The organism is Dactylosporangium siamense (assembly GCF_016862795.1).
Taxonomy (GTDB): domain Bacteria; phylum Actinomycetota; class Actinomycetes; order Mycobacteriales; family Micromonosporaceae; genus Dactylosporangium; species Dactylosporangium siamense.
In genome coordinates, this window is the sequence record NZ_BONQ01000059.1 from 1 (window position 1) to 23,929 (window position 23,929).

The window sequence follows — 23,929 nt, forward strand, 5'->3', positions numbered from 1 at the left end:
TGACGGAATTGTCGCGTGCACGGCGAAGCCACCGGCACCGTCCGTCGTCAGCGAGCCGCCCAACGCCTCGACCCGCTCCCGCATCCCGGTCAGCCCGTGCCCTTCCGGCGCGGTGGAGCCCTGGCCGTCGTCGGCGACCGTGACCTCGGTCGTCGGTCCGTAGTGGACGGTGACCGTGACGGTCCGCGCCGCGGCGTGCCGCACGGTGTTGGTGAGCGCCTCACGGACGATGAGGCCGACCGCCGTGCGCACCGGCAGCGCCGCGCCGGCACCCTCGACGTGCAGGTGCGCGTCCAGCCCCGCGGCACGGACCTGCGACACGAGCGCCTCCAGGTCGAGCGGTTCGGCGGTCGGCCGGCGGTCGTCGCGGAGCACCCCGACGAGCGAGGACAGGTCGCCCATCGCCTTGCGCCGCACGTCCTGCGCCACCCGCAGCGCCGCGCGGGCCTCGTCCGGCGCCGTGTCCAGGGCGTCCGCGGCCACGTTGAGGTGCACCCCGACGACCGCGAGGGTGTGCGCCACCGTGTCGTGCACCTCCCGGGCGACCCGCAGCCGCTCCTCGGCGCGCTGCTGCTCGATCTCGGCGTGCTGCTGCTGGAACTCGGCGTGCTGCTGCTGGATGGCCGTGTGCATCCAGCGCCGCCAGTTGCCGATCGCGATCGTCACCGCGAGCGCCGCGATCAGCCACAGCACGTCCGGGCCGACGCCGGCGAGCGCCCGGCTCGCGCTGTGCTGCAGCACCGCCCACTCCAGGGTGAACGCCCACACGGCGTGCACGGCCGCGATCCCGACGACCAGCCGCAGCCGTGGGCGCGGGCCGATGACCACCGACACGTACAGCAGCGTCACCGGCCACAACCAGCCGCCGGTGGTGAGCTCGGCGACCCGCATCGCCACGACGCTGCAGATCCCGGTGACCAGGCCGGTGAGCGGCCACTTGACCTGCGCCCACACCAGCGCCGCGAGCCAGGTCGCGAGGGGCAGTGCCCCGGCGGCGAGGTCGCCCCCGCTGCCGCTGAGCACGGCGATGAACGTGACCGCGGCGAACGCGGCGACCATCTGCGGTTTCGTCATGCCGTCGAACGCTAGGCGTGGCACCGGGCCAGGTCGTCGTCCGCGCGGAGGCACCGTCTCGTACACCATATGGAGTATCAGGCAGCAGGCTGATGTATCCACGGTGCCGTCGTTAGCGTTGCCGCCCATGGAGCACCGCTGCGGCAAGCATGCCGTCCTGGCCAACCCGGCGTCGCGCATCCCGGTCTGGATGGAGTGCGCCGTCCACCGGTACACCGGCTACCAGATCGACCGCCGCTTCGCCGTCGTCGTCGCCCTGGAGTTCTCCTACGAGGAGACCGCGTCATACGAGTGGATCATCGAACACGGCATGCTCTAGCTCGTGTACCCCGGATAGAGCAGCGCCAGCTCGTCCGGATACGTGGCGATCAGCCGCAGCTCGTCGTCGGTCAGCGGCCGTCCCGTCGCCGCGTTGCACAGCTGGACGAGCTTGAACGCCAGGTCCTCGTCCTTGACGTCGACACCGAGGTCGTCCATGACGTGCCGGAAGCCGGCGAGGCCGCCGTACTCGCCGGTGAGCACCAGCCGGCCGTTCCTGGCGTGCCGGTCGGCGGGGAACGGGCCGAGGGTGTCGTCGTCGTACAGCTCGTAGTTGCGATGGTCCTTGAGCGCCCCGTCGGCGTGGATGCCCGACTCGTGCGCGAACGCGTTGACCCCGACGCCCGGCTGGTGCTGCGGCAGCGGCTGGCCGAACGCGTAGGACGCCCAGGCCGCGAACCGGCGCGCCCAGGTCAGGTCGATCGGGTCGCCGATGGCGTTTTCGGGCACGCCGAAGCCGTGCCGCAGCGCCAGGATGGTGGAGATCAGGTCCGCGTTGCCGGACCGCTCGCCGATCCCGTTGACGCACGTGTTGATCCACGCGTCCTGCCCCGCGGCCAGGTCGCCGAACGCGCCCGCGAGGGAGTTGGCGACGGCCATGCCGAGGTCGTTGTGGCAGTGCGTCTCCACCGGCATCCCGGTCGCCGTCGCGAGGGCGGCGAACCGTTCCCCGATCCGGCCGGGGGTGTCGCCGCCGATGGTGTCGCAGTACCGGACCCGGTCGGCACCCGCCGCACGGGCGGCGATCGCGAACTCGGTGAGGAACCCGTCGTCGGTCCGCGACCCGTCCTCGGCGTTGACCCCGACCGTCCGGACGCCGGCCTGCTTCGCCGCCCGCACCGCGGCAACCATCTCCCGGATGACGGCGGCGCGGTCGAGCCGGCCCCGGAACTTCCCCCGCAGCATCTGATCCGACGTCGAGATCGACAGGTTGTAGTGCTCCAGGCCCAGCGGCGCGGCCTTCTCGACGTCGCCCTGGACGGCCCGGCACCAGCCTGACAGCCGCAGGTCGTGGAACGCGCCGGCCTGCTGCAGGGCGAGCTGCGCCCGCACGTACGGCACCTCGTGGAACAGGAACGGGAAGCCGATCTCCGACTGGGCGACACCCAGCTTGGCCAGGTAGAAATTGACCATCGTCTTGCCGAACTTCGACAGCCCGGTCCGAGCGGTCTGGACCCCGTCACGGTTGGTGACGTCGAGGAAGTGAATCTGTGGCATGCCTTCGAGGTTGACCGTACGCCGCATGATGTGTCAATGTTGACGAAAATCAAGTAGGAGGCGCTGGTGGGCAGGTGGATCGGGGCGGACGAGGCGTCCCGGCGGCTCGGTGTGAAACCCGCCACCCTCTATGCGTATGTCAGCCGCGGTGTCCTGGCCCGTCGTAAGGGCGATGACGGCCGGAGCGTGTTCGACTCGGAGGAGATCGAGCGCCTCGCCCTGCGCGGCCGCCCCCGCCACCGCCCCGGCGCCGCGTCGGAGCTGGTGATCGAGTCGGCGGTGACCCTGCTCGGCCCGGACCGCGCGTACTACCGCGGCCGCGACGCCATCGACCTCGCCGCGACGGCCACCTTCGAGGCGGCCGCCACCTGGCTGTGGACCGGCGACCCGGCGGCCGGTGCCGCCGGGTGGGTCGCGGATCCGGTCGCGGTGGCGGCGGCCCGCGCGGCACAGGACCGGCTCCCACCGGGAGTGCTGCCCCTGGAGCGGCTCCAGGTCATCACCACGACGCTCGCCGCCGCCGACCCGGTCCGCCTGACCCTGGACCCGGAGGCGGTCATCCGCACCGGCCGGTCCCTGATCGCCGGCCTCATCGACGCGCTGCCCAACCCGTCCGCCGTCGCCGTTCCCGGCACCGGTGCCGTTCCCGGCGCCGGATCCGCGGTCGGCACCGGATCCGCGGCCGACGGCGGGGGTGCGGCGGGCGGCGGGGGTGCGATCGCGTGGCGGCTGTGGGAGAAGCTTGCCGCGCCCGACGCCGATCCCGCGCTCGCCGACGTGCTGCGGTTCGCGATGGTGCTGCTCGCCGACCATGAGCTGGCCGCGTCGACCCTCGCCGCCAGGGTCGCCGCCTCGGTGCGCGCCGACCCCTATGCCGTCGTCGCGGCCGGCCTCGGCGTCACCAGCGGCGCCCTGCACGGCGGCGCCTCCCTCGGCGTCGAGGCGATGCTCGCCGAGGCCACCGACCCGTCCCTGGCCGGCGCCGTGATGGGCCAGCGGCTCCGCCGCGGCGAACGCATCCCGGGCTTCGGCCACGCCGTCTACAAGTCCGGCGACGCCCGCGCCACGGCGCTCCTCGACCGCATCCGCGCCGCGACCCGTCCCGATCCGTCCGCCTCCGCCCCGCCATCTGCGGACCCGGTCGTCGCGGCGGCCATCGACCCGGTCGCTGCGGCAGTCACCAGTCCGGTCGCCTCGGGGATCACCGGCCCGGTCGCCTCGGGGATCACCGGTCCGGTCGCCTCGGGGATCACCGGTCCGGTCACGTCGGTGGTCACCGGCACGGTCGCTGCCCCGGTCCGCGCCGGCCGGGTCGGCGTGCCGCATCCGGCGCTCGCCGTCGCCGACGCGATCCTCGCCGAGGCGGGCCGCCGCCACCTCCCGCACGTCAACGTCGACTTCGCTCTCGGCCTGCTGACCACCCTCGCCGGCATGCCCCGCGGCGCCGGCGAGGCGATCTTCGCCGTCGCCCGCACCGCGGGCTGGCTCGCCCACGCCATGGAGGAGTACGCCCACCCGACCAGGCTCCGGCTACGCGCCTCGTACACCGGCCCGCTCGCCTGACGCGCTCCTATCGCTCATGATCCCGGAGACCTCGGGCAGTCACAGGTGCGCGAACTCGACCGGATCATGAGCAGTGCGCGGGGTGGCGCTGCCGGTGGTGATGAGCAGGAGCGCGGCGATGTACGTGGTCATGACGACCAGGTCGCGGCCGGGGAAGTCCAGGTCGGCGGCGCCCAGGCCGATCAGCAGATCCGAGAGCAGGAACAGCGCGGCGCCCAGGGCGACCACCCGGGACACGCCCGCCGCGGCGGCGGCCATGGCGCTCAACGCCAGGCTGTACACCAGAATCGGGACACGCAACGCACCCAGTGACGGCCACAGCAGGACGTTGAGCGCCGCCCACAACACGCCGTAGCCGATCGCCGCGGGCAGCAGCAGGGGAGCGCGGCGGCGGAAGGCGAGCAGGAAGCAGATCTGGGTGCCCAGGAAGCAGGCCATGCCCAGCAGGAAGGGCACGGAGCCCGGCACGAGCAGGGCGACGTCGCCCGCGAAGGCGAAGACCAGACCCCACCCGACGAGGACGCTCAGGCCGTGGTCTCGGTCGGGCCGTAGGGACATGCCGGCCTTGCGGTAGAGGTACCAGAGCAGCAACGGGGCAAGGAGCGGCTTGGCGATCCACTGCAACGGGTGCCAGGCCAGCGCGACACCCGTGAGCTCGACAGCGGCGGCGACGGCGAAGAGCCGCAGGGGCAGGCTCATGAGGGCTGCCAGCCGGGGCGGCCGAACACGAAGCGCAGGCGGTCCCGCCAGGTGGACGCCGACCGCACGTCACGCCAGATGTCGCGGTACTCGTGGGTGGCGACGCGCAGGGGGTTGTAGGTGCCGATGTTCTTCGTCAGGCCGTAGCGGACGCGGGCCTGCTCGGGTTCGAACGTGCGGAAGAGGCGGTCCCAGATGATGAGGATGCCGCCGTAGTTGCGGTCCAGGTATTCGGGGTTGGCGCCGTGGTGGACGCGGTGGTGTGACGGGGTGTTGAAGAACCACTCGAGCGGCGGCCACAGGCGGTTGACCCGCTCGCTGTGCAGGAAGAACTGGTAGGCGAGGCTGATCGACTGCTGCAGGAACACCATCCACGGCGGGATGCCCAGCAGGGGCAGGAACAGCCAGAACGGGGTGCTGGTCATCGGGGTCCAGCTCTGCCGCAGCGCCGTGGACAGGTTGAAGAAGACGCTGGAGTGGTGCACGACGTGACCGGCCCAGAAGAGCCGGATCTCGTGGTGCAGGCGGTGGAACCAGTAGTAGGCGAAGTCGTCGGCGAAGAACAGCAGCGCCCAGGTCCACGGGCTGTGCGGGTCGAGCTTCAGCGGGGTGAGGACGTACAGGCCGGCGAAGGCGAGCGCGACGAGGATCTTCCACGGCACGCCGATCACCTGGCTGCCGAGGCCCATGGAGAGGCTGGTGCTGGTGTCGCGGACCTCGTAGCCGCGCTCGTCGTCGTCGGGCAGGAAGCGGTAGGAGATCGCCTCCATGACGATGAGCAGCAGGAACGCGGGCACGGCGTAGAGCACGGCGGGGATCATGCTCGGGTTTCCTTCCGGTCCGATATGGGGGCGGTGAGCAGGGTCTGGGCCTCGGCGAAGGCCTCGGCGGAGGCGCCGGCGGCGATGTGCGCGGCGAGCCGGCGGTGGCCGGCGACGTCGAGCAGCTCGGCGGTGCGCAGGGTGGGCGGGACGTGACCGACGGCGAGCGCGCCGCTGACGAGGCTGTTGAAGGCCAGGAGGTACGCGGTGTTGCCGCTGCCCGCCACGACGGCCCGCCACAGCGCGACGTTCGCCTCGCCCATGCGGTCCAGGTCGGGGGCGGCGGCGGCGAGCGCGTCGACCGAGGCGATGACGGTTTCCTTTGCGGCGGGGGTGCCGCGGAGCGCGCACAACCTGGCCGCGTCGGCTCCCAGGCAGGCACGCATCTCCATCATGTCGCGCACGAGGGTGCTGACCGGCAGGATGTCGCCGCTGGACATCGCAAGGTCGAGGCCGGCGTGCACCCGCCAGTCCAGGACCCTGGTCGCGCCGCCCTGGCTGACCTTGACCAGGCCGAGCTGCTGCAGCCGGCGCAGCGCCTCGCGCACGGCGTGCCGGTTCACCTCGAACGTCGCGGCGAGCTCCCGCTCGCTCGGCAGCGGGGCGTCGGGCGCGTAGGCGCCGCTGAGGACGGCGTCGCGCAGCTGCGCGAAGACGTGGTCGGACACGGAGCTGCGGGGTGCCGGCGTCAATGTCACGCGGCGACTGTCTCACACATCAACTGGTTGGACCAGTCCCGCGTTTCGTGATCCGGTAGACCTTGGGCACCCAGGGGTACGCAAGGTCTACCGGATCACGGGAAAGCTAGTCGGTAAGGCTGTCCACGATCTTCTGGGCCGTCGTGGCGTGTTTGGCGTACGCGCTGGCGAAGGCGCTGCGTTGCACGGCCTGGGCGGCGCCGGTGACGCTCATCGACTGCCAGCCGGAGACCTTCATCAGCTTCGCGTAGAACTTCGCCGACGCGAACGCCGGGTCCATCAGCTGCTCGACCGTGCCCCAGATGCTGACCCGCTGCTGGAAGATGCCGAGCGAGTCGTAGTTGGTCCCGGTGCCCTCATGCGGCAGCTTCAGTGACGCCGGGACCTTCGGATTGGCCAGGTTCTTGAGGTACGTCTCCTGCAGCGCCGTCGCGATCGCCACGACGTACGCCCGCTCGGGCAGGCCCAGCTGCCGGCCGACCTCGATGACGATGTACGCGTTGTTGGTCGCCGCCTGGGTGAGCCCGGCGACCGGCTTCGGGACCAGCGACGCGCCGGGCGCCGAGGCCAGCTCGACCCCGCGGGCCGCGTTGGCCCGGGCGTGTGTCTCGTAGAACTTGGCCGCGTCGAAGGAGGTGTCGTCGGTGACCGCCGCCGGCTCGTTGGGGAAGATCGCCCACGAGACACCGACGCTGATCAATGAGGCGACGAGGCTGACCGCGGCAAGCAACGCCATCCTGCTGAAATGCAGGCGACGTGCGGCAGCGCGCCTACGCCGGGGGGTGGCGCCACGCACCGCGACAGCTTATGGACGCGGCGCCCCGACCGGAAGACGTCTTAACAAAACCTAAGGAACGCTGATCAACCCACGTCGCTTGAGTAGTGGCTCGATCAACGGATCGCGACCGCGGAAGGCCCGATAGACCTCCATCGAGTCGGCGCTGCCGCCCTTGGCGAGCAGGCCGTCACGGAACGTGTCCCCGAGCTCCCGGCGCAGCCCGCCCTGTTCGGTGAGCCAGTCGACGGTGTCGGCGTCGAGCACCTCGCTCCAGATGTAGGAGTAGTAGCCGGCGCTGTACGCGGCGCCACTGAAGATGTGCGCGAAGTACGCGGTCCGGTACCGCGGCGGCACGAACGGCACCGCGACGCCCGCGCGCTCCAGGGCCGCGGCCTCGAAGGCGAGGACGTCGGTGACCGCCGCCGCCTCCTCGACGGTCAGCGTGTGCCAGGCCAGGTCGAGCAGCGTCGCGGCCAGGTACTCCGTGGTCGCGAAGCCCTTGTTGAACTGCTCCGCCGCCTGGAGCCGGTCGACGATCTCCTGAGGGAGCGGCTCACCGGTCCGGTGGTGCGTGGCGTAGTTGGCCAGGACCTCCGGCCAGAGCATCCACACCTCGTTGACCTGCGACGGATACTCGACGAAGTCGCGCGGGACCCGGGTGCCGGCGAACTTCGGGAAGTGCACCTGCGAGAAGAGGGTGTGCAGCGCGTGACCGAACTCGTGGAACAGGGTCCGGACCTCGTCGAGGGTGAGCAGCGTCGGCTCGCCGGCCGGGGCCCGGTTGACGTTGAGGTTGTTGACGACGACCGGGGCCGTGCCGAACAGCCGCGACTGCGGGACGAGGGCGTTGGCCCAGGCACCGCCGCGCTTCGACGGGCGGGTGAAGAAGTCGCCGATGAACAGGCCGAGCGGGCCGCCGTCCCGGTCGAAGACCTCGAAGACGCGGGCGTCGGGGTGATACGCGGGGAGGTCCGGCCGCTCCTCGAACCGGATGCCATACAGCCGGCCGGCGGCGAAGAAGACCCCGTCGCGCAGCACCCGCTCCAGTTCGAACCAGGGCCGCAGCTCCGTCTCGTCGATCGCATAGCGGTCCCGGCGGATCTGCTCGGTGTAGTACGCCCAGTCCCACGGCTCGAGGGGGAACGCCTCGCCGATCGCCTCCTGCAGGTCCTCGGCCTCGATCCGGGCGTTGGCGACCGCGGCCGGGGCCAGCTTCGCCAGCATCTCCTGGACGGCCCCGACGCTGCGGGCGGTGTTGTCGGCGATGTTGTAGGCCGCGTGGTGCTCGAAGCCGAGCAGCCGCGCCCGCTCCGCCCGCAGGCGCACGATGCGCAGCACGGAGGCGGTGGTGTCGTGCTCGCCGCCGCTGGAGCCGCGCCCGACGGAGGCGGTGTGCAGCCGCTCCCGGACCGTCCGGTTGTGCAGCGCGGCCAGGGCCGGCTGGGCGGTCGGCAGGATCAGGTTCAGCGCATAGCCGTCGGCGAGGCCCCGGTCGCGGGCGGCGACCTCGGCCGCGGCGACCGCGTCGGCGGACAGCCCGGCCAGGTCCTCGGCGTCCTGCACGACGACGGCGCTGGCCTTCATCTCGTCGCGGACGTTGTTGCCGAACTCCGTGGCCAGGGCCGCGAGCTCGGCGTTGAGCTCCCGCAGCCGGACGTGCTCCGCCTCGGACAGCCGCGCCCCGGCGCGGACGAACTCGGTGTGATACCGCTCGAGCAGCCAGGCCGCCTCGCCGTCCAGGGCGAGGGTGTCACGCTCGGCGTACAGCTGCTCGATGCGGGCGAAGAGCCGCCGGTCGAGCATGATGGCGTCGCCGTGCGCGGACAGCAGCGGCACCACCTGCGACTCGATCTGCTGCAGGTCGGGGCTGGTGTCGGAGCTGGTGACGTTGAAGAACGCGGCCGACACGCGCTGCAGCACGCGGCCCGAGCGCTCCAGCGCCACCAGGGTGTTCTCGAAGGTCGGCGGCTCGGGCAGGGTGGCGATGGCCTCGACCTCGGCGCGTTGCTCGGCCATGCCCCGCTCGAACGCGGGCAGATAGTGCCCCGTCTCGATGCGGTCGAAGGGCGGCAACTGGTAGGGCAGGTCACTCGCGGCGAAGAACGGGTTGTCCGTAGTCACCTACCGACTGTATCGGGACGTCCGCGCACTGGCCGCCCGTCAGGCCGTGACGGGTTTCCGTCGTCGCGACCGCACGAGGTGGACCAGCGGCACGGTCCAGAACACGGCCTCGACGACCAGCGCCACCCGGACGGTCCACACCATCCAGGGGGTCACGGTCGCCAGGCCCGGCACCGCCAGGGCCGGCACGACCCGCACGGTGTCGTCGTCGGGGACCGCCACCTCGCCCCACTCGCCGGCCCCCGCATACGGCGGGATCGCCGGCCAGAACGGGACGACCTCGACACCGAGGATCTCGCCGGTGAAGGTGGCGCCGAACCGCGACCAGTGGCCGGTGCATTTCGTGGACCGGGTCTCCGGGTGGCCACTGTCCATGACGTAGCAGTGCTCGATCGTCGCCCGCGACGAGTCACCCGGGGCCACGCCGGTGATGGCGAGCCCGCCCACGATCGCCAACCCGCCGATCACCAACCTGTACCACATGGGCTGAAGATAACGGAGCCGGGAAACTCTCGAGGTCCCGCGCGACCGAACCGGGGGCCGGCACCGTGAGCACCGCATGACGGATCGGGACACGGCGTTCGCCGAGTACCTCGCCGCGCGGTCGGGCACGATACGCGGCACGGCGTTCCTGCTGTGCACCGTGGTGTTCCTCGCCCAGGCGAAGGCGGACGAACGCCCGGACGGCGGGGCCAGGTCCCTGGCGGCGCTACCCCTGCCCGAGGACCGGCTCGCCGCCCTCGCGACCGACGAGCGGTTCCACATCAAGGCCTCGTGACGGCGCGAGTCGCCCGGCCCCGTAGGCCAGCCCCGCGCCCAGCGTGTTGATCAGGATGTCGTCGGTGGCGCTGACCCGGCCGAGGTCCAGCACGTACTGCAGCACCTCCACGGTGGCCGAGCCGAGCGCCGCGAGGAGCAGCACCTGCCACAGCCGCAGCCGCCAGCGCAGCGGGGCGAACGCGCCGAACGCGGCGAACACCAGCAGGTTGCCCACGATCTGGACGGTGGCGGTACCGAATCCGCCGGACAGCACACCGCCCAGGCCGGCGACGGGGTCGAGCTGGATCCGCCGGTCCGCGGACGACGGGGTCAGGATCATCCAGATCCACGGCAGCGTGCCGGACACCGAAGCCACCAGGCCGAAGGTGCGCCGGCGGTCGGGGGAGCGGCGCGCGGCGATGAGATACCAGAGGACACCCAGCGCGGAGAACGCGGCCAGGACCATGAACCAGCGAACCATCAACGGGTTGCCCTGGCCGGCGTCCCCGCGGTCAGGCTGTCGGCGAGGACGGTGATCTCGTCGCCGGGGCAGTAGTCGAACCGGATCCGCACCTCGTCGCCGGTGAGCACCTCGACCGGCTCGCGCAGCGGCACCACCAGGTAGTTCATGGTCCAGTCGATGCTGCCGGGCGGCTCGTACAGCAGGGACAGCAGGTTCTTCGTCACCACCCGCACGGCGTTGACCAGGGCCGGGCGCTCCGCGACGAACCGCAGGTCGCCGGTGCAGTGGTGCGGCAGCGGGTCGGCGTAGAAGAACTGCTGGAACACCTGCGGCGGGGCGGCCTCGACGGTGCGCGGCTGGAGGCTCTCCGGCAGCTGGAACACCGGCGCCGGCACCGTATAGCCGAAGTAGGTGAAGTCCTGCTCGACCGGCTGGATCGCCTGCACGCACGCCTCGGGGACGAACCGTGGCAGCGGGCCGCCGATGTGGCGCAGATAGCGGCGTTTGAAGCTGTTGATGACCTCGATCTGCCGCTCGCGGAGCAGCCCCACGTGCAGCATCTCGCAGAGCACCACGTCGACCGGCTCCTCCGGCAGGTAGTCGCGGGCGTCGGCGTGCAGGACGGTGACGGCGTCGCCGACCGTGGCCCGCAACGCCGCCTGGGCGGTGGCGAAGACCCGCGGCTCCCGCTCGATCGCGGTGACGGTCCCGCCGGCCCGGGCGGCGAAGTAGGACAGGACGCCGGTCCCGCAGCCGAGGTCCAGGACCCGGGTCCCGGGCCGCACGGCGTGCGCGACCGCGTCGGCGAACGCCGACATCCGGCGGTCGTCGGACAGCAGGAGCGCCTGATACTGCAGCGGGATCACATCCGCCGGGAACCCGAGATGTTCCAGATCGAGGTGTTCCATGTGCAAAGCGTAGGCCCTAACGCAGGCGCAGGCCGTCCCATCCGGCATAGCCGTCGAGCCGTTGCGTCTCCCGGGCCCGCAGGACGAACCAGCAGGTCGCGGTGAGGGTCGCACCCACGATCGCGTCGATGATGTAGTGGTTCGCGGTCAGCACCACGGCCGCCACCATCAGCACGGGCATCGCCGCGCCGAACGCCCGCAGCAGCGGACCCCGGGCCCCCTGGGCCGCCGCCAGGATCGCCAGGCCGATGAGCAGGTCCCAGCCGACGTGCAGGCTCGGCATCGCGGCGTACTGGTTGGTGAACATCGTCGGCTGCAGCACCCGGTACGCGTCGGAGGACTGCGTCACGGTGTCGGTCAGGCCGAGCCCGGCCAGCCGTGGCGGGGCCAGCGGGAACAGCGTGAAGATGACCAGCCCGATCCCGCCGGAGACCAGCATCGCGTTGCGGGTGCGGAAGTAGATCCTCGGGTTGGTGCGGGCCAGCCAGACCAGGGTGGCGACGATGACCGGCCAGTGCCCCCAGATGTAGATCCAGTTGAAGAACGTCGCGACGGCGGGGGTACCGGCGAAGGTCGACTGCAGCCACGCCTCGTGGAACAGCCCGACGGACCGTTCGAAGTCCACGACGGTCCCGGCGTTGGCCAGGGCGCGGTCCGTCGCGGCCTCCGTGGCGCCGCGGACCCCGAAGTACGCGGCGACCGCCGCCGCGACGATGCCGACCTGCCGGCCGATGCCGACCCGCTGCAGCGCGGGTTTCTCCCAGGTGATGGTCATGACGTTCAGCCTCGTCATTGCGAGGCCGCACGCCATCCAGGCGAAACACGGACCGGACCCTGAACTGTGGGGCGGGCCCGGGCCGGGCGATCCCCTACGGGATCGCTATTTCTCCCCGATGTCCTTCAGGGGTATCGGTTTCGCGATGTTCGGCGGCGCGTTCCACTTCTGCAGCTTGCTGCCGTCGCACAGGGCGGTGGTGAGCTTGCTGACCACCGTGCTGCCCTTGAAGATGTCGTCGGGGGGCAGCTTCTTGTCGTCGAGGTTCGTCGGGCTCAGGCACCGGCCGTTGGTGTCGACGATGATGTAGCTCGTGTCGTAGGAGTTGGGGATCTTGTAGGAGATGTCCCACTGGGTGGCCTTCACCTCCGCCGCCGTGGACAGCAGTGTCGGGCACGCCTGCATCGTCACGAAGTGCGAGGTGCCGCCCGGCGTGAACGTCGTCAGGCAGTAGGTCTTCTTGTTCGTGCTGTCATACGTGGTGATCTGGCCGGTGATCTTCCCCTCCTCCTTCGGCGTGACCGGCACCACGAAGCGCTGGTTCCAGCCGACGCCGGTGATGACCGGTGCCTGCTTGCACGGCCACACGATGAGGAACCCGAGCGTCACGTTGAAGTTGGTCACGTCGACGCACCGGCCGAACTGCTGGAAGTTGACCAGCTGGTTGGGCGCGTCGGCGGCGCCGGCGCCCACGGTCGCGTCCGGCGCGAACGTGCGGGTGTTGTCCGCCGCTCCGCCGCACGAGGTGAGCTCCATGAACGCGCCCTTGGTGGCGCCGGCCTTCGCGTGCATGCAGAAGGCGCCGAGATCGATGCCGTTGTTCGCAGTGCTGCGGAAGTTGGAGCTGTCGTTGAGGCTCCAGCGCTGGTAGTACGGGATGAGCGGGCTGACGCCGCAGATCTGGAACTGCAGCAGCCCGCCGGAGACCGGGTCCGCGCCCGAGTCGATGCACATGCCCTGCGGGTTCTTCGCGGTGATCGAGGAGACCAGCCGCAGCGTCAGGTCCTTCGTGTAGGCGAACGACTGCCGCGAGCTGCCGGTGTTGCACGGCTGGGTGGCGACGATCGTGCCGACCGCGGGCGAGCCGGAGCCGGCGTCCAGGCAGTACGCCCCGCCGTACAGGCGCAGCAGGCCGCCGTTGACGTTCTCGTTGGTGAACCGGAAGACGTAGGTGGCGCTCAGCGTGCGGGTCTGCCGGTCCTTGGGGTCGATCTTGTCGGTGGACTTGCCCGCCTTGTCGGTGCCCCGCGCGGTGATGACGGCGAAGGCCGGCACCGTCAGCAGCTTCGACAGCTTCGTCGCGCACGGGATCGGCGTGCGCGTGGCGTCCTGGTATTCGACCGAGACCTCGTAGCGGCCGGGCAGGACGGAGCTCACCCCGGACACCGCGGCGCTGACCGTGCCGCGCAGCGGATCGAGGGCGGGGATGCAGACCAGGTTGGCGATGCTGCCGAGCGACCCGCGGATCCCGCCCATCACGATGTCGATGCCCGCCTGGGCGGCGTGCAGCGCCTTCGCCCGGTCGACCGTCTCCGCGGTGTCCCGCAGCTGGGTGATCACGACCGGCAGCATCAGCGTGGACAGCGACGTCCCGACCAGGGTCAGCATCATGGCGAGGGGCAGCGAGCCCCGCTCGTCCCGCAACCGCCTGAACCAGCTCATGCTCGCGCCTCCGGGCAGACGTCGTCGGCCTTGGTGAGCCGGTCGGTGTTCAGCGCGGTGAACGTGATCTCGGTCTTCGCCTCGGTCTGCCCGCGACCCGGGTTGCTGGCCACCACCAGGGTGAGCTTCAGCCGCTGGAAGCCGGTGTTCGACCCCGGCTCCGGCACCAGCAGCTTGAACGAGCTCTTCTCGATGTTGAGCTCGCTGGCCAGGACGACCCAGTTGCCGGGCAGTTTCGTCGTCTGCGGCCACACCTGGCGGCGCAGCACCCTGGTGGCACGGTTCAGCTCCAGCTGCGCGCACTCCGGCTTCTCGCCCGCCGACACCTCGGTGTTGAGGTACTCCACGAACATGTTGCCGGCCGCGTCGCTGTGTTGCTCGCTGATCCCCGCCGCGTAGCGCAGGTTGCGGTCCAGCCGGATGAACGCCGTGTTGAGCTGCGACTGGGTCATCGCGACCAGCTCGTTGTTGTTGCCGGCCTGGAACAGCTGCACCACGCCGGTGGTGAAGATGGCCATCACCGCCGACATGATGCTGGTCGTCACGGCCATCTCGGCGAGGGTGACGCCGTCGTCGCGGCGCAGCCGCGTCATCATCATCCGCAGGTTCATGTGGTCACCGTCCAGACGAACATGAAGACCGATTTGGCGCCGCCGCCGTCGGTCGCGGTCAGGGTGACCGGGTAGGTGCCGGCAGTCGTCGGCGTGCCGGAGATCTTGGTGCCGCTGAGCGTCACACCGCCCGGCAGCCCGGTCTGGGCCCAGGTGACGGTGCCGGTCCCGCCGGTCGCGGCCAGGGTCGGGTAGCTGATCGCCGTGCCCTTGACGCTCGTCAGGTCCGGTTTCCAGATCGCCGTCTCGACGAACGACGGTGAGGTCACCCGCAGCCCGGTGGTGGTGCTGACGTTGACCGGCACCAGGGTCGAGTTGGTCACGCCGTTCTTGTCGGTGATCTTCAGGGTCACCAGGTACCGGGTCGTGCCGTTCATGGTGCCGCTGACCGTCCCCGCGCTGTCGATCGCCAGCCCGGTCGGCATGTTGTCCGCCGCCCACGTGTAGGGAGCGGCGCCGCCGTACCCCATGACCTGCCCGGAGTAGTACGTGCCCTTCGTCAGGGCGATCGGCGTCGACGGGTTCGGGAACTGCACCGCCACCTTCCAGTTCCACTGGAACGTCGCGTTGGTGGTCTTCTTGTTGGCGTCGACCACCGTCACCTTCACCGACGAGTTGGCCGCCGCCGCCATCGGCGTCTTCGTGCTGGAGATGACGCCGGTGGTCGGGTTGATCACCAGCCCGGCGGGCAGGCCGGTCGCCGTCCACGTGTTCGGGGCGATCCCGCCGGTCATCGGCACCTGATAGGCGACTGCCGTGCCGGGATCCCAGGTCTGTGCGGTCGGTGCGAGCGCCGGCAGCGCGGCCACCGTCCAGGTGAACGACGCGTCGTTGGTCGACATGGCGTCCGTGGCGACGATGCGCACGATGTAGGAGCCCGCGGTCGTCGGGGTTCCGGTGATCACACCCGCGGTGGTGTACGACAGGCCCGGCGGCAGCCCCTCCACGGTCCAGGCCAGCGGCGGATACGCGGTCGTCGCGGTCAGCGTGAGCGGCTTCACCATCGGCACCGTCACCTCGTCCGTCTGGTTGCCGGGGTTGTCCGGCAGCGGCGGCGTGACCGTGATGCTCGGGTTGAAGATCGGGTCCTCTCCCATCGCGCTGACCATGGTCTGCGTCACGTAGGAGCAGACCCCGCCGGTGTTCGCGCAGCCCCGGTCGTTGTTCCACGTGACGGCGACGATCACCCGGTAGAACGGCACCAGGATGCCCGGCAGCGACAGCAGGCTGCAGACGCCGAGCTTGTCCGCCGCCACCGCGGTCAGGTCGTTGCCGAGCGGCATGTTGCAGGAGCCGACGAACCAGTACCGCTTGAACCCCGCGTTGTTGACCGTCACCAGCTCCGGCACGACCGGCAGCGCCGGCGCCACGCTGGCGGCGAGAACGCCCAGGTTGGAGTCGAACGCCGGCTTCATCGTGGCCAGCAGGTTCGCCAGGCTGGGCAGCTTGAGGCCGGGGATGGTGCCGGCCTTGAGCTCGTCGAGCTGCCTCGCCGCGTCCAGCCCGCCGCGACCGGCGACGATGCTCGCGCCGGGCAGCGACTTGACCAGGTCCACGCCGTCGTGGGCGAGCCGGACCGCGGTCTGCAGGCCGCGCTGCGTGTTGAGCGTCGTGGTGGTGGACACGAAGAACGTGGTCAGCGCGGTCATCACCACGCCGATGATCGCGATCGACGTGAGCGTCTCGACCAGGCTGAACCCGGCGTCGGAAGGGGGGATCCGTCGCATGGCGCCGCTACTTCCCGGTGGCGTAGAACGCCTGGATGGTCAGGGACAGGGAGGTCTTGCCGTCGGTGGTCGCGGCGTTCACGGCTCCGACGAGCAGCGCCCGGGGCTGCACCTTCTGCAGCTGGTCGAGGAACGGGTTGATCTTCGCGGCGGGCCCGGAGGCGGTGAGGCTGATCGGCAGCGTGTGCACCGTCAGCGGCCCGGCGACGGTGAGGTCGGTCGCGCCGCCGACGCTGACCCCGCTGACGGTGACCCCGGTCAGGTCGCCGGCGACCTGCACCTCGCGCAGCAGCGCCGCCACCGAGTCCGTCTCCGGCAGCGCGGCGAGGTCCTCCTTCACCTGCGCGGTGTACTCGTTGAGGCGCTTGTTCTCCTTGTCCAGGTCCGCGATCTGGCTGCGCAGCTTCGCCACGTCGACGGTGGTGTCGTTGGCCAGGGTCCGCAGGTCGTCGGCCTCCTGATACCGCGGCTGGATGGCGAGGTAGTAGCCGGCCACCAGCAGGATGACGGCGGTGAACGCGCCGCCCAGGATCCAGAGCCGTTCGGGTCGCATCACTTGCCTCCTGACGCGCTCGGGACCGCGCTGGGCGACGCGAACCGCCCGCCGAGCGCCGCCTTGGTGACGTCGACCCGGATGGTGAAGTTCAGGACCTTGTCGCTCTGGGTCGTGTCCGACGGGAACGGGTTGTCCAGGCCCTTGACGGTGCCGAGGGTGTCGACGTAGGCCGCGACCTCGTCCTTCGACGGTGCCGTGCCGGCGAGGGTGATGGTGCCGATCACGTCGCCGGTGGCGACCTTCGTGTCCTGCACGCTCAGCGCGCCCGTCACGCTCGTCACGGCGACGCCCTTCGGCGCCGCCTTCTGCAGCGAGGTGAGCAGCGCCGACCAGGACAGGTCCCGCTCCATCACGATCCCGAGCTGGGTCGTGATGTCCTTGATCTGCTGGCGGGTCGCCTCCAGCTCGGTGTACGTCGCCTTCTTGCGGTTCAGGTCCCGCCGGCTGTCCTGCGCGGCGGTGAGCTCCGACTGCGCCTGGTCGGTGTTGCCGTCGGCGACCATGTACCAGCCGAACAGCAGCGCCAGGCACACCGCCACGCCGGTGATTACGAGCCGCCGCACCATCCGCAGCCGCCGCAGGTCCGTGATCTCCAACGGCAGCAGGTCGGCCGCGATCGGCAGGATGCGCATCGTGCGCGCGGTCGCCTCCGGGAACGCGGGATGCGGCGTTGCCTCCTTGGTCCGTTTCGCCGGTACGGGCACCGCCTGCCGATCCGCTCCGGTCCCTTGCGCCGGGGCACTCGGCACACTCTGGTGCGTCGCGTGCACGACGGCGGGCACGGCGGGCTGCATCGCGGTCACCGCGCCGGCGGCCCCTCCGGCGGACGGCGGCCCGGCCTGACCAGGCCCGGCCGGGCCCGTCCCGGCCGCGGGCGGCATCGTGGCGGGCGGCATGGTCGCGGGCTGCATCGTGTGGCCGGTGGGCGGGATGGACGGCGGTGCCGGTCGAGGCGGCGGCGGGACGCTGGCCTCGGGCACCCCGGGCGGCAGCGGCACCGGGTACGGCGGCGCCGGATGCGCCGCGCCCGGATGCGCCGCGCCCGTGTGTTCTGCGCCCGTGTGTGGTGCGGCCGGGTGTGGTGCGGCGGTTGCCTGGCCCGCGGCGGCCGGTGTGGGTCCCGGCGGCATCGCGGCCGGTGGCATCCGGGTCGAGGGCATCGTGGCCGGTGGCATGGTCCGGGTCGCGGGTTCCGGTGGGATGGTGGCCGGTGGCATGGTCCGGGTCTCGGCGGGAGCGGGCTCGGCCTGCGGGGCCGGCCTGGGTGGCCGGGGCGGCGCGGTGAACTGGACGCCCGGCAGCGACACGGGTGCCGGCGGCTCGTCCGGCGGTGCGGCGGGCGGCAGCGGGGCCGGCCGGGGGGTGGCGTGCCGGTCGGCGGCCGGCGCGGGCATGGTCGGCTGCGGCGCCCACGTCACGGCCGCCTGGGTCTGCGGCAGTGCCGGGTCGGCTGTCCAGGACTGCGGTGGTGTGGCTGCGTCGGGCGTCCAGCTCTGCGGTGGTGCGGCCGGGTCGGGCGTCCAGCTCTGCGGTGGTGTGGCCGGGTCGGGCGTCCAGCTCTGCGGTGGTGTGGCCGGGTCGGGTGTCCAGGACCGCGATGGCGTGGCCGCGTCGGGCGTCCAGGACCGCGGTGGTGCGGCTGCGTCGGGCGTCCAGGACTGCGGTGCCGGCGTCCAGGACTGCGGGGCCGGCGTCCTGAGCTCGGCGGTGGCGTTCTGCGGCTGGACGGCGGTGGGGGAAGGTTCGGCGCCGGGCAGGACGAGTTCGCCGGCGATGTAGCGGGGGAACTCCCGCCGGGGCGCGGCCGTCTCCGCCTTCGCCGACTGCGAGACGAGGGCGTTCTGCGCACCGGGGTCGGGCTCCGGCAGCGGCGGCAGGTCGACCCGCGCGTGCGGCTGGTCCACGGGCGCCAGGTCGGCGGGCGGCCACATCGGCGGCGGCCCCGACGGCACGACGGGCACGAGCCGCTGCTGCGGCTCGGCGGCGAGGGGGGCCTCCCGCCGCCAGCCACCGTCGAGCGGGCCGGTCAGCGGGTCGTCGAGAGGACCGGTCAGTGGGTCGTTGAGCGGGTCGACGGACCGGCCGGCCCACTGCTCGTCCGCCGGCCGTTCCCAAGCCTGGTCGACCGGCCGGTCCCAGGTCTGCTCCGGCGACCGGTTCCAGGCATCGTCCGCCGGTCGGTCGCCGCGGTTGTCACGGTCGCCGCGGTCGCCGCGGTCGCCGCGGTCGCCGCGGTTGTCACGGTCGTCGGAGTCGTCGGAGTCGTCGCCCCAGGAGGGCAGGACGATGCCGGTCAGCTTGCGTTCCGGCTCGTCCTCCCACCAGGTGCCGGGGGTCTGGCCGGTCACGACGCCGCTCCCAGGGTCAGTCCGACCGACACCGCCGCCGAGGCGCGGATCTGTTCGAGGCTGCCGTGCCGGACCCGCCGCAGGCCGCGGACCCGCATGATGGGGTCGACCGCGATCACCTCCACGTGCAGCTGGGCGTGCAACGCCTCGAGGAGGCCGGGGAGCATCGAACCGCCCCCGGACAGCGCGAGCCGGCTGACCCGGGCCTGCCGCCCGGCGGCGGTGAGGTACGCGAACGAGCTGCCGATCTCGTTGATGAGCGGCCGGACCGCGTCCTTGAGCGCCGACGCGGTCTGCCCGTCGGTGTCGGTGCGCAGGCCGATGCGGCACTTGAGCTCCTCGGCCTGCTCGACCGGCACGTCGAGCCGGTCGGCGATGGTCTTGGTGATCTCGTTGCCGCCGCGGGGGATGGTCCGCACGATGAGCGGTTCGCCGTCGTGGTGGACGATGACGCTGGTCGCGTGGGCGCCGATGTCGACCAGGGCCTCGACCTGCTCGTCGAGCCGGGACGCGGCGCGCAGCAGCGCGAAGGAGGCCAGGTCCACCCGGACCACGTGCAGCTTCGCCGCCTCGACGGCCCTGATCGCGGCGAGGACCGGCTCCTTGGGCGCGGCGATGAGCAGCCCGCGCACGGTGTCGCCGCTGGGCTCCTCCAGGGGGTAGAAGTCGATGAGGGACTTCTCCGGCGCCAGGGGCAGCGCGTCGCGGACCTGGAAGGGCAGCGCCTTGCGCATCTCCTTGGCCGGCAGGTTGGCCACCGTGGTCTCGCGCACGACGATCTGCTGGTGGGTGACGCCGAGCGCGACCTTGCGGCTGCGGAACTTGAACGTCGACCACAGTTGCTTCAGCGCGCCGGTGACGGCCGCCTCGTCCTGCACGGCGCCGTTGAGCACGACCCCGGGCGGCAGCAGGATGTGGCCGAAGTTGCTGATGACCGGCCCGTCCTTGCTGTTGCTGGTCTCCGCCGCGCGGATGGACACCGTGCCGATGTCCAGTCCGATCAGGTTGACGGCAGCCATCGTGCTCCTTAGATAAGACCGTCAGGCGGGCAGGAGGATGGAGGTGTACCAGTCGGTGATCGGCGCCGCCGCGAACAGCGCGATCAGCGCCCCGGCGAGCATCGACGGGCCGAACGGCAGCGCGGTCTTGCGGCCGGCCCGGCCACCGGCCATCAGCGCGACCCCGGCGATCCCGCCGAGCAGGAACGCGGCGAGGGTGCCGACGGCCAGGGGCGCCCAGCCGAGCCAGCCGAGGTAGAGCCCGAGCACGCCCGCGAGCTTGACGTCGCCGAAGCCCATGCCGCCCGGGTACACCAGCGACAGCACCAGATAGAAGCTGAACAGGACGGCCATCCCGACCAGTCCACGCAGCCCCGCGGACCAGTCCCGCTCCAGCACCACGGCGGGGAGGAACAGCGCCGGGACCACGAGATACGACGGCAGCACGATCGCGTTGGGCAGGCGCAGCACGTCGAGGTCGATGAGCGCGAGGGCGACCGCGATCGCCGCGAAGTACAGCCATGCGGGCAGCGACGCCGACCAGCCGAACCGGGCGGCGACGGCGACGAACAGCGCCGCCGTGCCGAGCTCCACCAGGGGGTAGCGGACGCTGATCGGGGCGGCGCAGTCGGCGCAGCGGCCCCGCAGCAGCAGCCAGCCGGCGACGGGGACGTTGTGCCACGGCCGGACCGGCGCCGTGCACTGTGGACAGTGCGAGGCCGGTCGCAGGAGCGACTCGCCGCGGGGGACGCGGTGGATGACGACGTTGAGGAACGACCCGATCGCCAGGCCGAGCACGCCGACGAGCGCGAACAGCATCTGCGTGCTCCTTCCTGCGATGCGATACGGGGGTTGAGCCGGGTGTGGCGGCCCGCGTCAGCGCGGGCCGCCACACCGTCGATCAGGTGGGATCAGGTGTCCGAGTCCGCGCAGTCCTGCGCGGTCTTCGTCTCGTCGGTGCCCCACTTCTTCACCGAGCCGCCGGTGGCGCTGGTGTAGACGTAGTTCACCTTGCCCTCCTCGTTGCGGCCGCAGATCCGGTAGGTGCTCGCGTTGATGAGCCGGTACGCGAGGATGTTCCCGGGTGACACGGTCCCGGTCTGCTTCACGGCGCCGGTCGGGTTGCTGTCGAACACGATGTTCTCGCCGGCCTTGGGGGACTTGGTGTTCGCCGGGTAGGTGTTGCCGTTCTCGGTGTAGAACTGCTCGATGGCGCTGACCGCGGCGCGCACATCGGACTCGGCGGACTTGTTCGACGCGCCCTTACGGTAGTTCAGGTACATGGGGACTGCGATCGCGACAAGTACGCCGATGATCACGACGACGACGAGGAGCTCGACGAGCGTGAAGCCGCTTTCTCCGGCGGCACGCTTCTTCTGCATCCTGCGCAGCGTTTCTGTCATGGGTGAGCCTCCTGCTCCTGCATGGGTTGGGGTTGTGGCGAGGCTCCGCTGCCTTGCGCCAGTCACGTTCACCGACGTTCTTCCTTCATTCAGTTGCTCTGGATGTTCTGGTAGATCGAGAACATCGGCAGATAGAGGCAGATGATCATTCCGCCGACCACGCCACCCATGACGAGCACCATGATCGGTTCGATGGACGCGGTCAGTGCGTCGGCCGCGCTGTCCACCTCTCGGTCGTAGAAATCGGCAACCTTTTCCAGCATCTGACTGATTTGGCCGCTTTCTTCGCCGACCTCGACCATCTGCACGACCATCGATGGGAAGATCTTGTGCGAGCCGAGCTGCGAGGACATGGGCTGGCCCTCGCGGACCGCGTTCTGCAGGTCGGCCATGGCGTTGCTGATGACGGCGTTGCCCGTGGTGGCGCCGACGACGTCCAGGGCCTGCAGGACCGGCACGCCGACGCCGAGCAGGGTGCCGAGGTTGCGGGAGAAGCGGCTCAGCGCGATCTTCGTGAACAGCGGCCCGAAGACCGGCAGTCTCAGCTTCAGCTTGTCCAGCGCCAGCCGCACCGCGGGGTTCGCCGCCGCGGCCTTGCGCAGCGTCACCGTGACCACCACGATCAACCCGATGACGAGGGGCCCCAGCCAGTACAGGGTGTGGCTGGCGTTGACGATGATGCGGGTCGGCAGGGGGAGCTCCCCGCCGAGTTGTTTGAACATCTTCTCGAAGATCGGCACGATGAAGATGAGCACCGCGCTGATCATCACGACGGTGAAGACGAGCACGATCACCGGGTACGTGAGGGCGCTCTTGATCTTCCCGCGCAGGTGCGCGTCCTTCTCGAAGTTCGTCGCGATGCGGTCCAGGGCGCTGTCGAGGAAGCCGCCGGTCTCGCCGGCCCGGATCATCGCCACCATCAGGGTCGGGAACACCTTGGGGTGCTTGCCGAGCGCACCGGACAGCGACGTGCCGCCCTCGATGTCGAGCCGGACCTCACCGACCGCCTTCTTCAGCGACGGCTTCTGCGCCTGCTCCTCCAGCACCGCCAGGGAGCGCAGCAGCGACATGCCGGACTGGGTCATCGTCGCGAACTGCCGGGAGAACACCGACAGGTCCTTGAGCGTGGTCCGGTCACCGAGCCCGGGGATGGCGATGTCGCGCTTCATCAGCGAGTCGGCGCTGGTGATCGCGAGGGGGGTCAGCCCCTGCTGGCGCAGCAGCTGCGCGGCGACGAGCTCGTTGGAGGCCTCGATCTTGCCCTTGCCGCGCTTCCCGGCCTGGTCGATCGACTGGTAGTCGTACGTCTTGGTAGCAACCATCTGCTTCACATCCGACCGGCGAGACGGCGGAACTCCTCCGCCGAGTGACACAGCTCCAGCGCCGTCTCGTACGTGACGAGCTGCTGGCGGACCCGTTCGGCCAGGTGCTGGTCGAACGAGAGCATGCCGTCGTTGCCGCTGGACTGCATGAACGACGGGATCTGGTGGTTCTTGCCCTCACGGATCAGGTTCCGGATGGCCGGGGTGGCGAACATGATCTCGGTGATGATCGTGCGGCCCTGCCCGTCGGCGCGCGGCGCGAGGGACTGCGTCACGACGCCCTGCAGCGCGTTGGACATCTGCGCGCGGACCTGCTGCTGCTGGTGCGGCGGGAAGATGTCGATGACCCGGTCGACGGTCTGCGCCGCGCTCTGCGTGTGCAGGGTCGCGAGGACCAGGTGGCCGGTCTCCGCCGCGGTCAGCGCCGTCGACGTGGTCTCCAGGTCGCGCAGCTCACCGACGAGGATGATGTCGGGGTCCTGGCGCAGCGCGTGTTTCAACGCCATCGAGAACGAGGTGGTGTCCGCGCCCACCTCGCGCTGGTTCACCAGGCACCGCTTGTGCTCGTGGAGGAACTCGATCGGGTCCTCGATCGTCACGATGTGCGAGGAGCGGGTGCGGTTGGCCAGGTCGAGGATCGCCGCGAGGGTGGTCGTCTTGCCCGAGCCGGTCGGCCCGGTGACGAGGACCAGGCCGCGGTGCAGGTGCGCGAAGCGGGCCACCTGCTCCGGCACCCCGAGCTGGTCGAGGGGCTTGATGTTGTGCGGGATCGCCCGGAACGCCGCGCCGAACGAGCCGCGCTGGGCATACAGGTTGACCCGGAAGCGCGACACGCCCTCGATCGCGTACGCGAAGTCGAGCTCCTGGATCTGCTCGAAGTGCTTCCACTGGCTCTCGTTGAGCACGGCGGCGCGGACCAGCATCTCCGTGTCGTCGGGGGTGAGGTCGTCGTAGCCGGGCAGGTACCGCAGGCCGCCGTTGATCCGCACCGTCGGCGGCGCCCCGACGGTGAGGTGCAGGTCGGAGCCGCCGACGCGGACGAGCGACACCAGCATCGCGTCGAGCGAGGCACGCTCGTCGCTGGTCACCATGGTCTCCACACGCGGC

24 protein-coding genes are annotated in these 23,929 nt (G+C 71.0%); 3 read left to right on the forward strand and 21 right to left on the reverse strand.

The features are described from left to right. Positions 1-1,074 (reverse strand): sensor histidine kinase (locus Dsi01nite_RS20085; protein WP_203847738.1); only part of this gene is annotated, 1,074 nt, incomplete at its 3' end. Positions 1,075-1,201: 127 nt separating this feature from the next. Between Dsi01nite_RS20085 and Dsi01nite_RS20090 the strand changes: the two genes are divergently transcribed. After that, positions 1,202-1,393, forward strand: coding sequence for a hypothetical protein (locus tag Dsi01nite_RS20090; RefSeq protein ID WP_203847739.1), 192 nt, complete (start codon positions 1,202-1,204; stop codon positions 1,391-1,393). On the opposite strand, the gene Dsi01nite_RS20095 is transcribed toward Dsi01nite_RS20090, so the two are convergent. Beyond that, on the reverse strand, positions 1,390-2,610 hold the full coding sequence (locus tag Dsi01nite_RS20095) for a LeuA family protein (protein ID WP_203847740.1): 1,221 nt from the start codon (positions 2,608-2,610) through the stop codon (positions 1,390-1,392). The two genes, Dsi01nite_RS20090 and Dsi01nite_RS20095, sit on opposite strands and share 4 nt — an antisense overlap. A 66-nt stretch (positions 2,611-2,676) precedes the next feature. Here Dsi01nite_RS20095 and Dsi01nite_RS20100 point away from each other — a divergent pair, with 66 nt between their 5' ends. Further along, positions 2,677-4,173 carry a citrate/2-methylcitrate synthase gene (locus Dsi01nite_RS20100; protein ID WP_203847741.1) on the forward strand — a complete coding sequence of 499 codons (1,497 nt, stop codon included), beginning with the start codon at positions 2,677-2,679 and terminating at the stop codon, positions 4,171-4,173. Between the two features lie 39 nt (positions 4,174-4,212). On the opposite strand, the gene Dsi01nite_RS20105 is transcribed toward Dsi01nite_RS20100, so the two are convergent. From Dsi01nite_RS20105 to Dsi01nite_RS20130, 6 genes are all read right to left on the reverse strand, one after another. Beyond that, entirely contained in the window at positions 4,213-4,872 is a 660-nt protein-coding gene (locus Dsi01nite_RS20105; protein WP_203847742.1) for a lysoplasmalogenase, read from the reverse strand. Next, positions 4,869-5,693 carry a sterol desaturase family protein gene (locus tag Dsi01nite_RS20110; RefSeq protein WP_203847743.1) on the reverse strand — a complete coding sequence of 275 codons (825 nt, stop codon included), beginning with the start codon at positions 5,691-5,693 and terminating at the stop codon, positions 4,869-4,871. Before Dsi01nite_RS20110 ends, Dsi01nite_RS20105 begins: the two co-directional genes overlap by 4 nt. Then, complete coding sequence (locus Dsi01nite_RS20115; protein ID WP_203847744.1) at positions 5,690-6,391, reverse strand: FadR/GntR family transcriptional regulator; 702 nt, start codon at positions 6,389-6,391, stop codon at positions 5,690-5,692. Before Dsi01nite_RS20115 ends, Dsi01nite_RS20110 begins: the two co-directional genes overlap by 4 nt. Before the next feature lie 106 nt (positions 6,392-6,497). Next, on the reverse strand, positions 6,498-7,127 hold the full coding sequence (locus Dsi01nite_RS20120) for a hypothetical protein (protein WP_203847745.1): 630 nt from the start codon (positions 7,125-7,127) through the stop codon (positions 6,498-6,500). Between the two features lie 111 nt (positions 7,128-7,238). Next, positions 7,239-9,290 (reverse strand): M3 family metallopeptidase, encoded by a 2,052-nt coding sequence (locus Dsi01nite_RS20125; protein WP_203847746.1) that lies wholly within the window; start codon positions 9,288-9,290, stop codon positions 7,239-7,241. A gap of 39 nt (positions 9,291-9,329) precedes the next feature. Continuing rightward, a complete protein-coding gene (locus tag Dsi01nite_RS20130) occupies positions 9,330-9,773 on the reverse strand; it encodes a hypothetical protein (RefSeq protein ID WP_203847747.1) in 444 nt (147 codons plus the stop codon). Positions 9,774-9,849: 76 nt separating this feature from the next. Here Dsi01nite_RS20130 and Dsi01nite_RS57420 point away from each other — a divergent pair, with 76 nt between their 5' ends. Beyond that, entirely contained in the window at positions 9,850-10,068 is a 219-nt protein-coding gene (locus Dsi01nite_RS57420) for a hypothetical protein (RefSeq protein ID WP_239136025.1), read from the forward strand. On the opposite strand, the gene Dsi01nite_RS20140 is transcribed toward Dsi01nite_RS57420, so the two are convergent. The 13 genes from Dsi01nite_RS20140 to Dsi01nite_RS20205 all read right to left on the reverse strand — a co-directional run bounded on the left by Dsi01nite_RS20140 (position 10,000) and on the right by Dsi01nite_RS20205 (position 23,913). Then, positions 10,000-10,530 carry a VanZ family protein gene (locus Dsi01nite_RS20140; RefSeq protein ID WP_203847748.1) on the reverse strand — a complete coding sequence of 177 codons (531 nt, stop codon included), beginning with the start codon at positions 10,528-10,530 and terminating at the stop codon, positions 10,000-10,002. The two genes, Dsi01nite_RS57420 and Dsi01nite_RS20140, sit on opposite strands and share 69 nt — an antisense overlap. Next, complete coding sequence (locus Dsi01nite_RS20145; RefSeq protein ID WP_203847749.1) at positions 10,530-11,420, reverse strand: methyltransferase domain-containing protein; 891 nt, start codon at positions 11,418-11,420, stop codon at positions 10,530-10,532. Before Dsi01nite_RS20145 ends, Dsi01nite_RS20140 begins: the two co-directional genes overlap by 1 nt. Positions 11,421-11,436: 16 nt before the next feature. Beyond that, positions 11,437-12,195, reverse strand: a complete 759-nt coding sequence (locus Dsi01nite_RS20150; protein ID WP_203847750.1) for a phosphatase PAP2 family protein — start codon at positions 12,193-12,195, stop codon at positions 11,437-11,439. A 105-nt stretch (positions 12,196-12,300) separates the two neighbouring features. After that, entirely contained in the window at positions 12,301-13,857 is a 1,557-nt protein-coding gene (locus Dsi01nite_RS20155; protein WP_203847751.1) for a hypothetical protein, read from the reverse strand. Then, positions 13,854-14,468, reverse strand: coding sequence for a hypothetical protein (locus tag Dsi01nite_RS20160; protein WP_203847752.1), 615 nt, complete (start codon positions 14,466-14,468; stop codon positions 13,854-13,856). The genes Dsi01nite_RS20155 and Dsi01nite_RS20160 overlap by 4 nt, the downstream gene beginning before the upstream one ends. After that, complete coding sequence (locus Dsi01nite_RS57425) at positions 14,465-16,195, reverse strand: Ig domain-containing protein (RefSeq protein ID WP_239136026.1); 1,731 nt, start codon at positions 16,193-16,195, stop codon at positions 14,465-14,467. The genes Dsi01nite_RS20160 and Dsi01nite_RS57425 overlap by 4 nt, the downstream gene beginning before the upstream one ends. Before the next feature lie 7 nt (positions 16,196-16,202). After that, positions 16,203-16,748 carry a type 4a pilus biogenesis protein PilO gene (locus Dsi01nite_RS20175; RefSeq protein WP_203847753.1) on the reverse strand — a complete coding sequence of 182 codons (546 nt, stop codon included), beginning with the start codon at positions 16,746-16,748 and terminating at the stop codon, positions 16,203-16,205. Continuing rightward, the gene (locus Dsi01nite_RS58370; RefSeq protein WP_203847754.1) at positions 16,748-19,099 is read right to left on the reverse strand and encodes a PilN domain-containing protein; all 2,352 of its coding nucleotides are present in this window, start codon (positions 19,097-19,099) and stop codon (positions 16,748-16,750) included. The genes Dsi01nite_RS20175 and Dsi01nite_RS58370 overlap by 1 nt, the downstream gene beginning before the upstream one ends. Next, positions 19,096-20,118 carry a type IV pilus assembly protein PilM gene (pilM, locus tag Dsi01nite_RS20185; protein WP_203847755.1) on the reverse strand — a complete coding sequence of 341 codons (1,023 nt, stop codon included), beginning with the start codon at positions 20,116-20,118 and terminating at the stop codon, positions 19,096-19,098. Before pilM ends, Dsi01nite_RS58370 begins: the two co-directional genes overlap by 4 nt. A 21-nt stretch (positions 20,119-20,139) precedes the next feature. Then, positions 20,140-20,916, reverse strand: a complete 777-nt coding sequence (locus Dsi01nite_RS20190) for a prepilin peptidase (RefSeq protein WP_203847756.1) — start codon at positions 20,914-20,916, stop codon at positions 20,140-20,142. Positions 20,917-21,008: 92 nt separating this feature from the next. After that, a complete protein-coding gene (locus Dsi01nite_RS20195) occupies positions 21,009-21,500 on the reverse strand; it encodes a prepilin-type N-terminal cleavage/methylation domain-containing protein (protein WP_203847757.1) in 492 nt (163 codons plus the stop codon). 89 nt (positions 21,501-21,589) lie between these two features. After that, positions 21,590-22,822, reverse strand: coding sequence for a type II secretion system F family protein (locus Dsi01nite_RS20200; protein WP_203847758.1), 1,233 nt, complete (start codon positions 22,820-22,822; stop codon positions 21,590-21,592). A gap of 5 nt (positions 22,823-22,827) precedes the next feature. Continuing rightward, positions 22,828-23,913 (reverse strand): type IV pilus twitching motility protein PilT, encoded by a 1,086-nt coding sequence (locus tag Dsi01nite_RS20205; protein ID WP_239136032.1) that lies wholly within the window; start codon positions 23,911-23,913, stop codon positions 22,828-22,830. Positions 23,914-23,929: the final 16 nt, after the last annotated feature.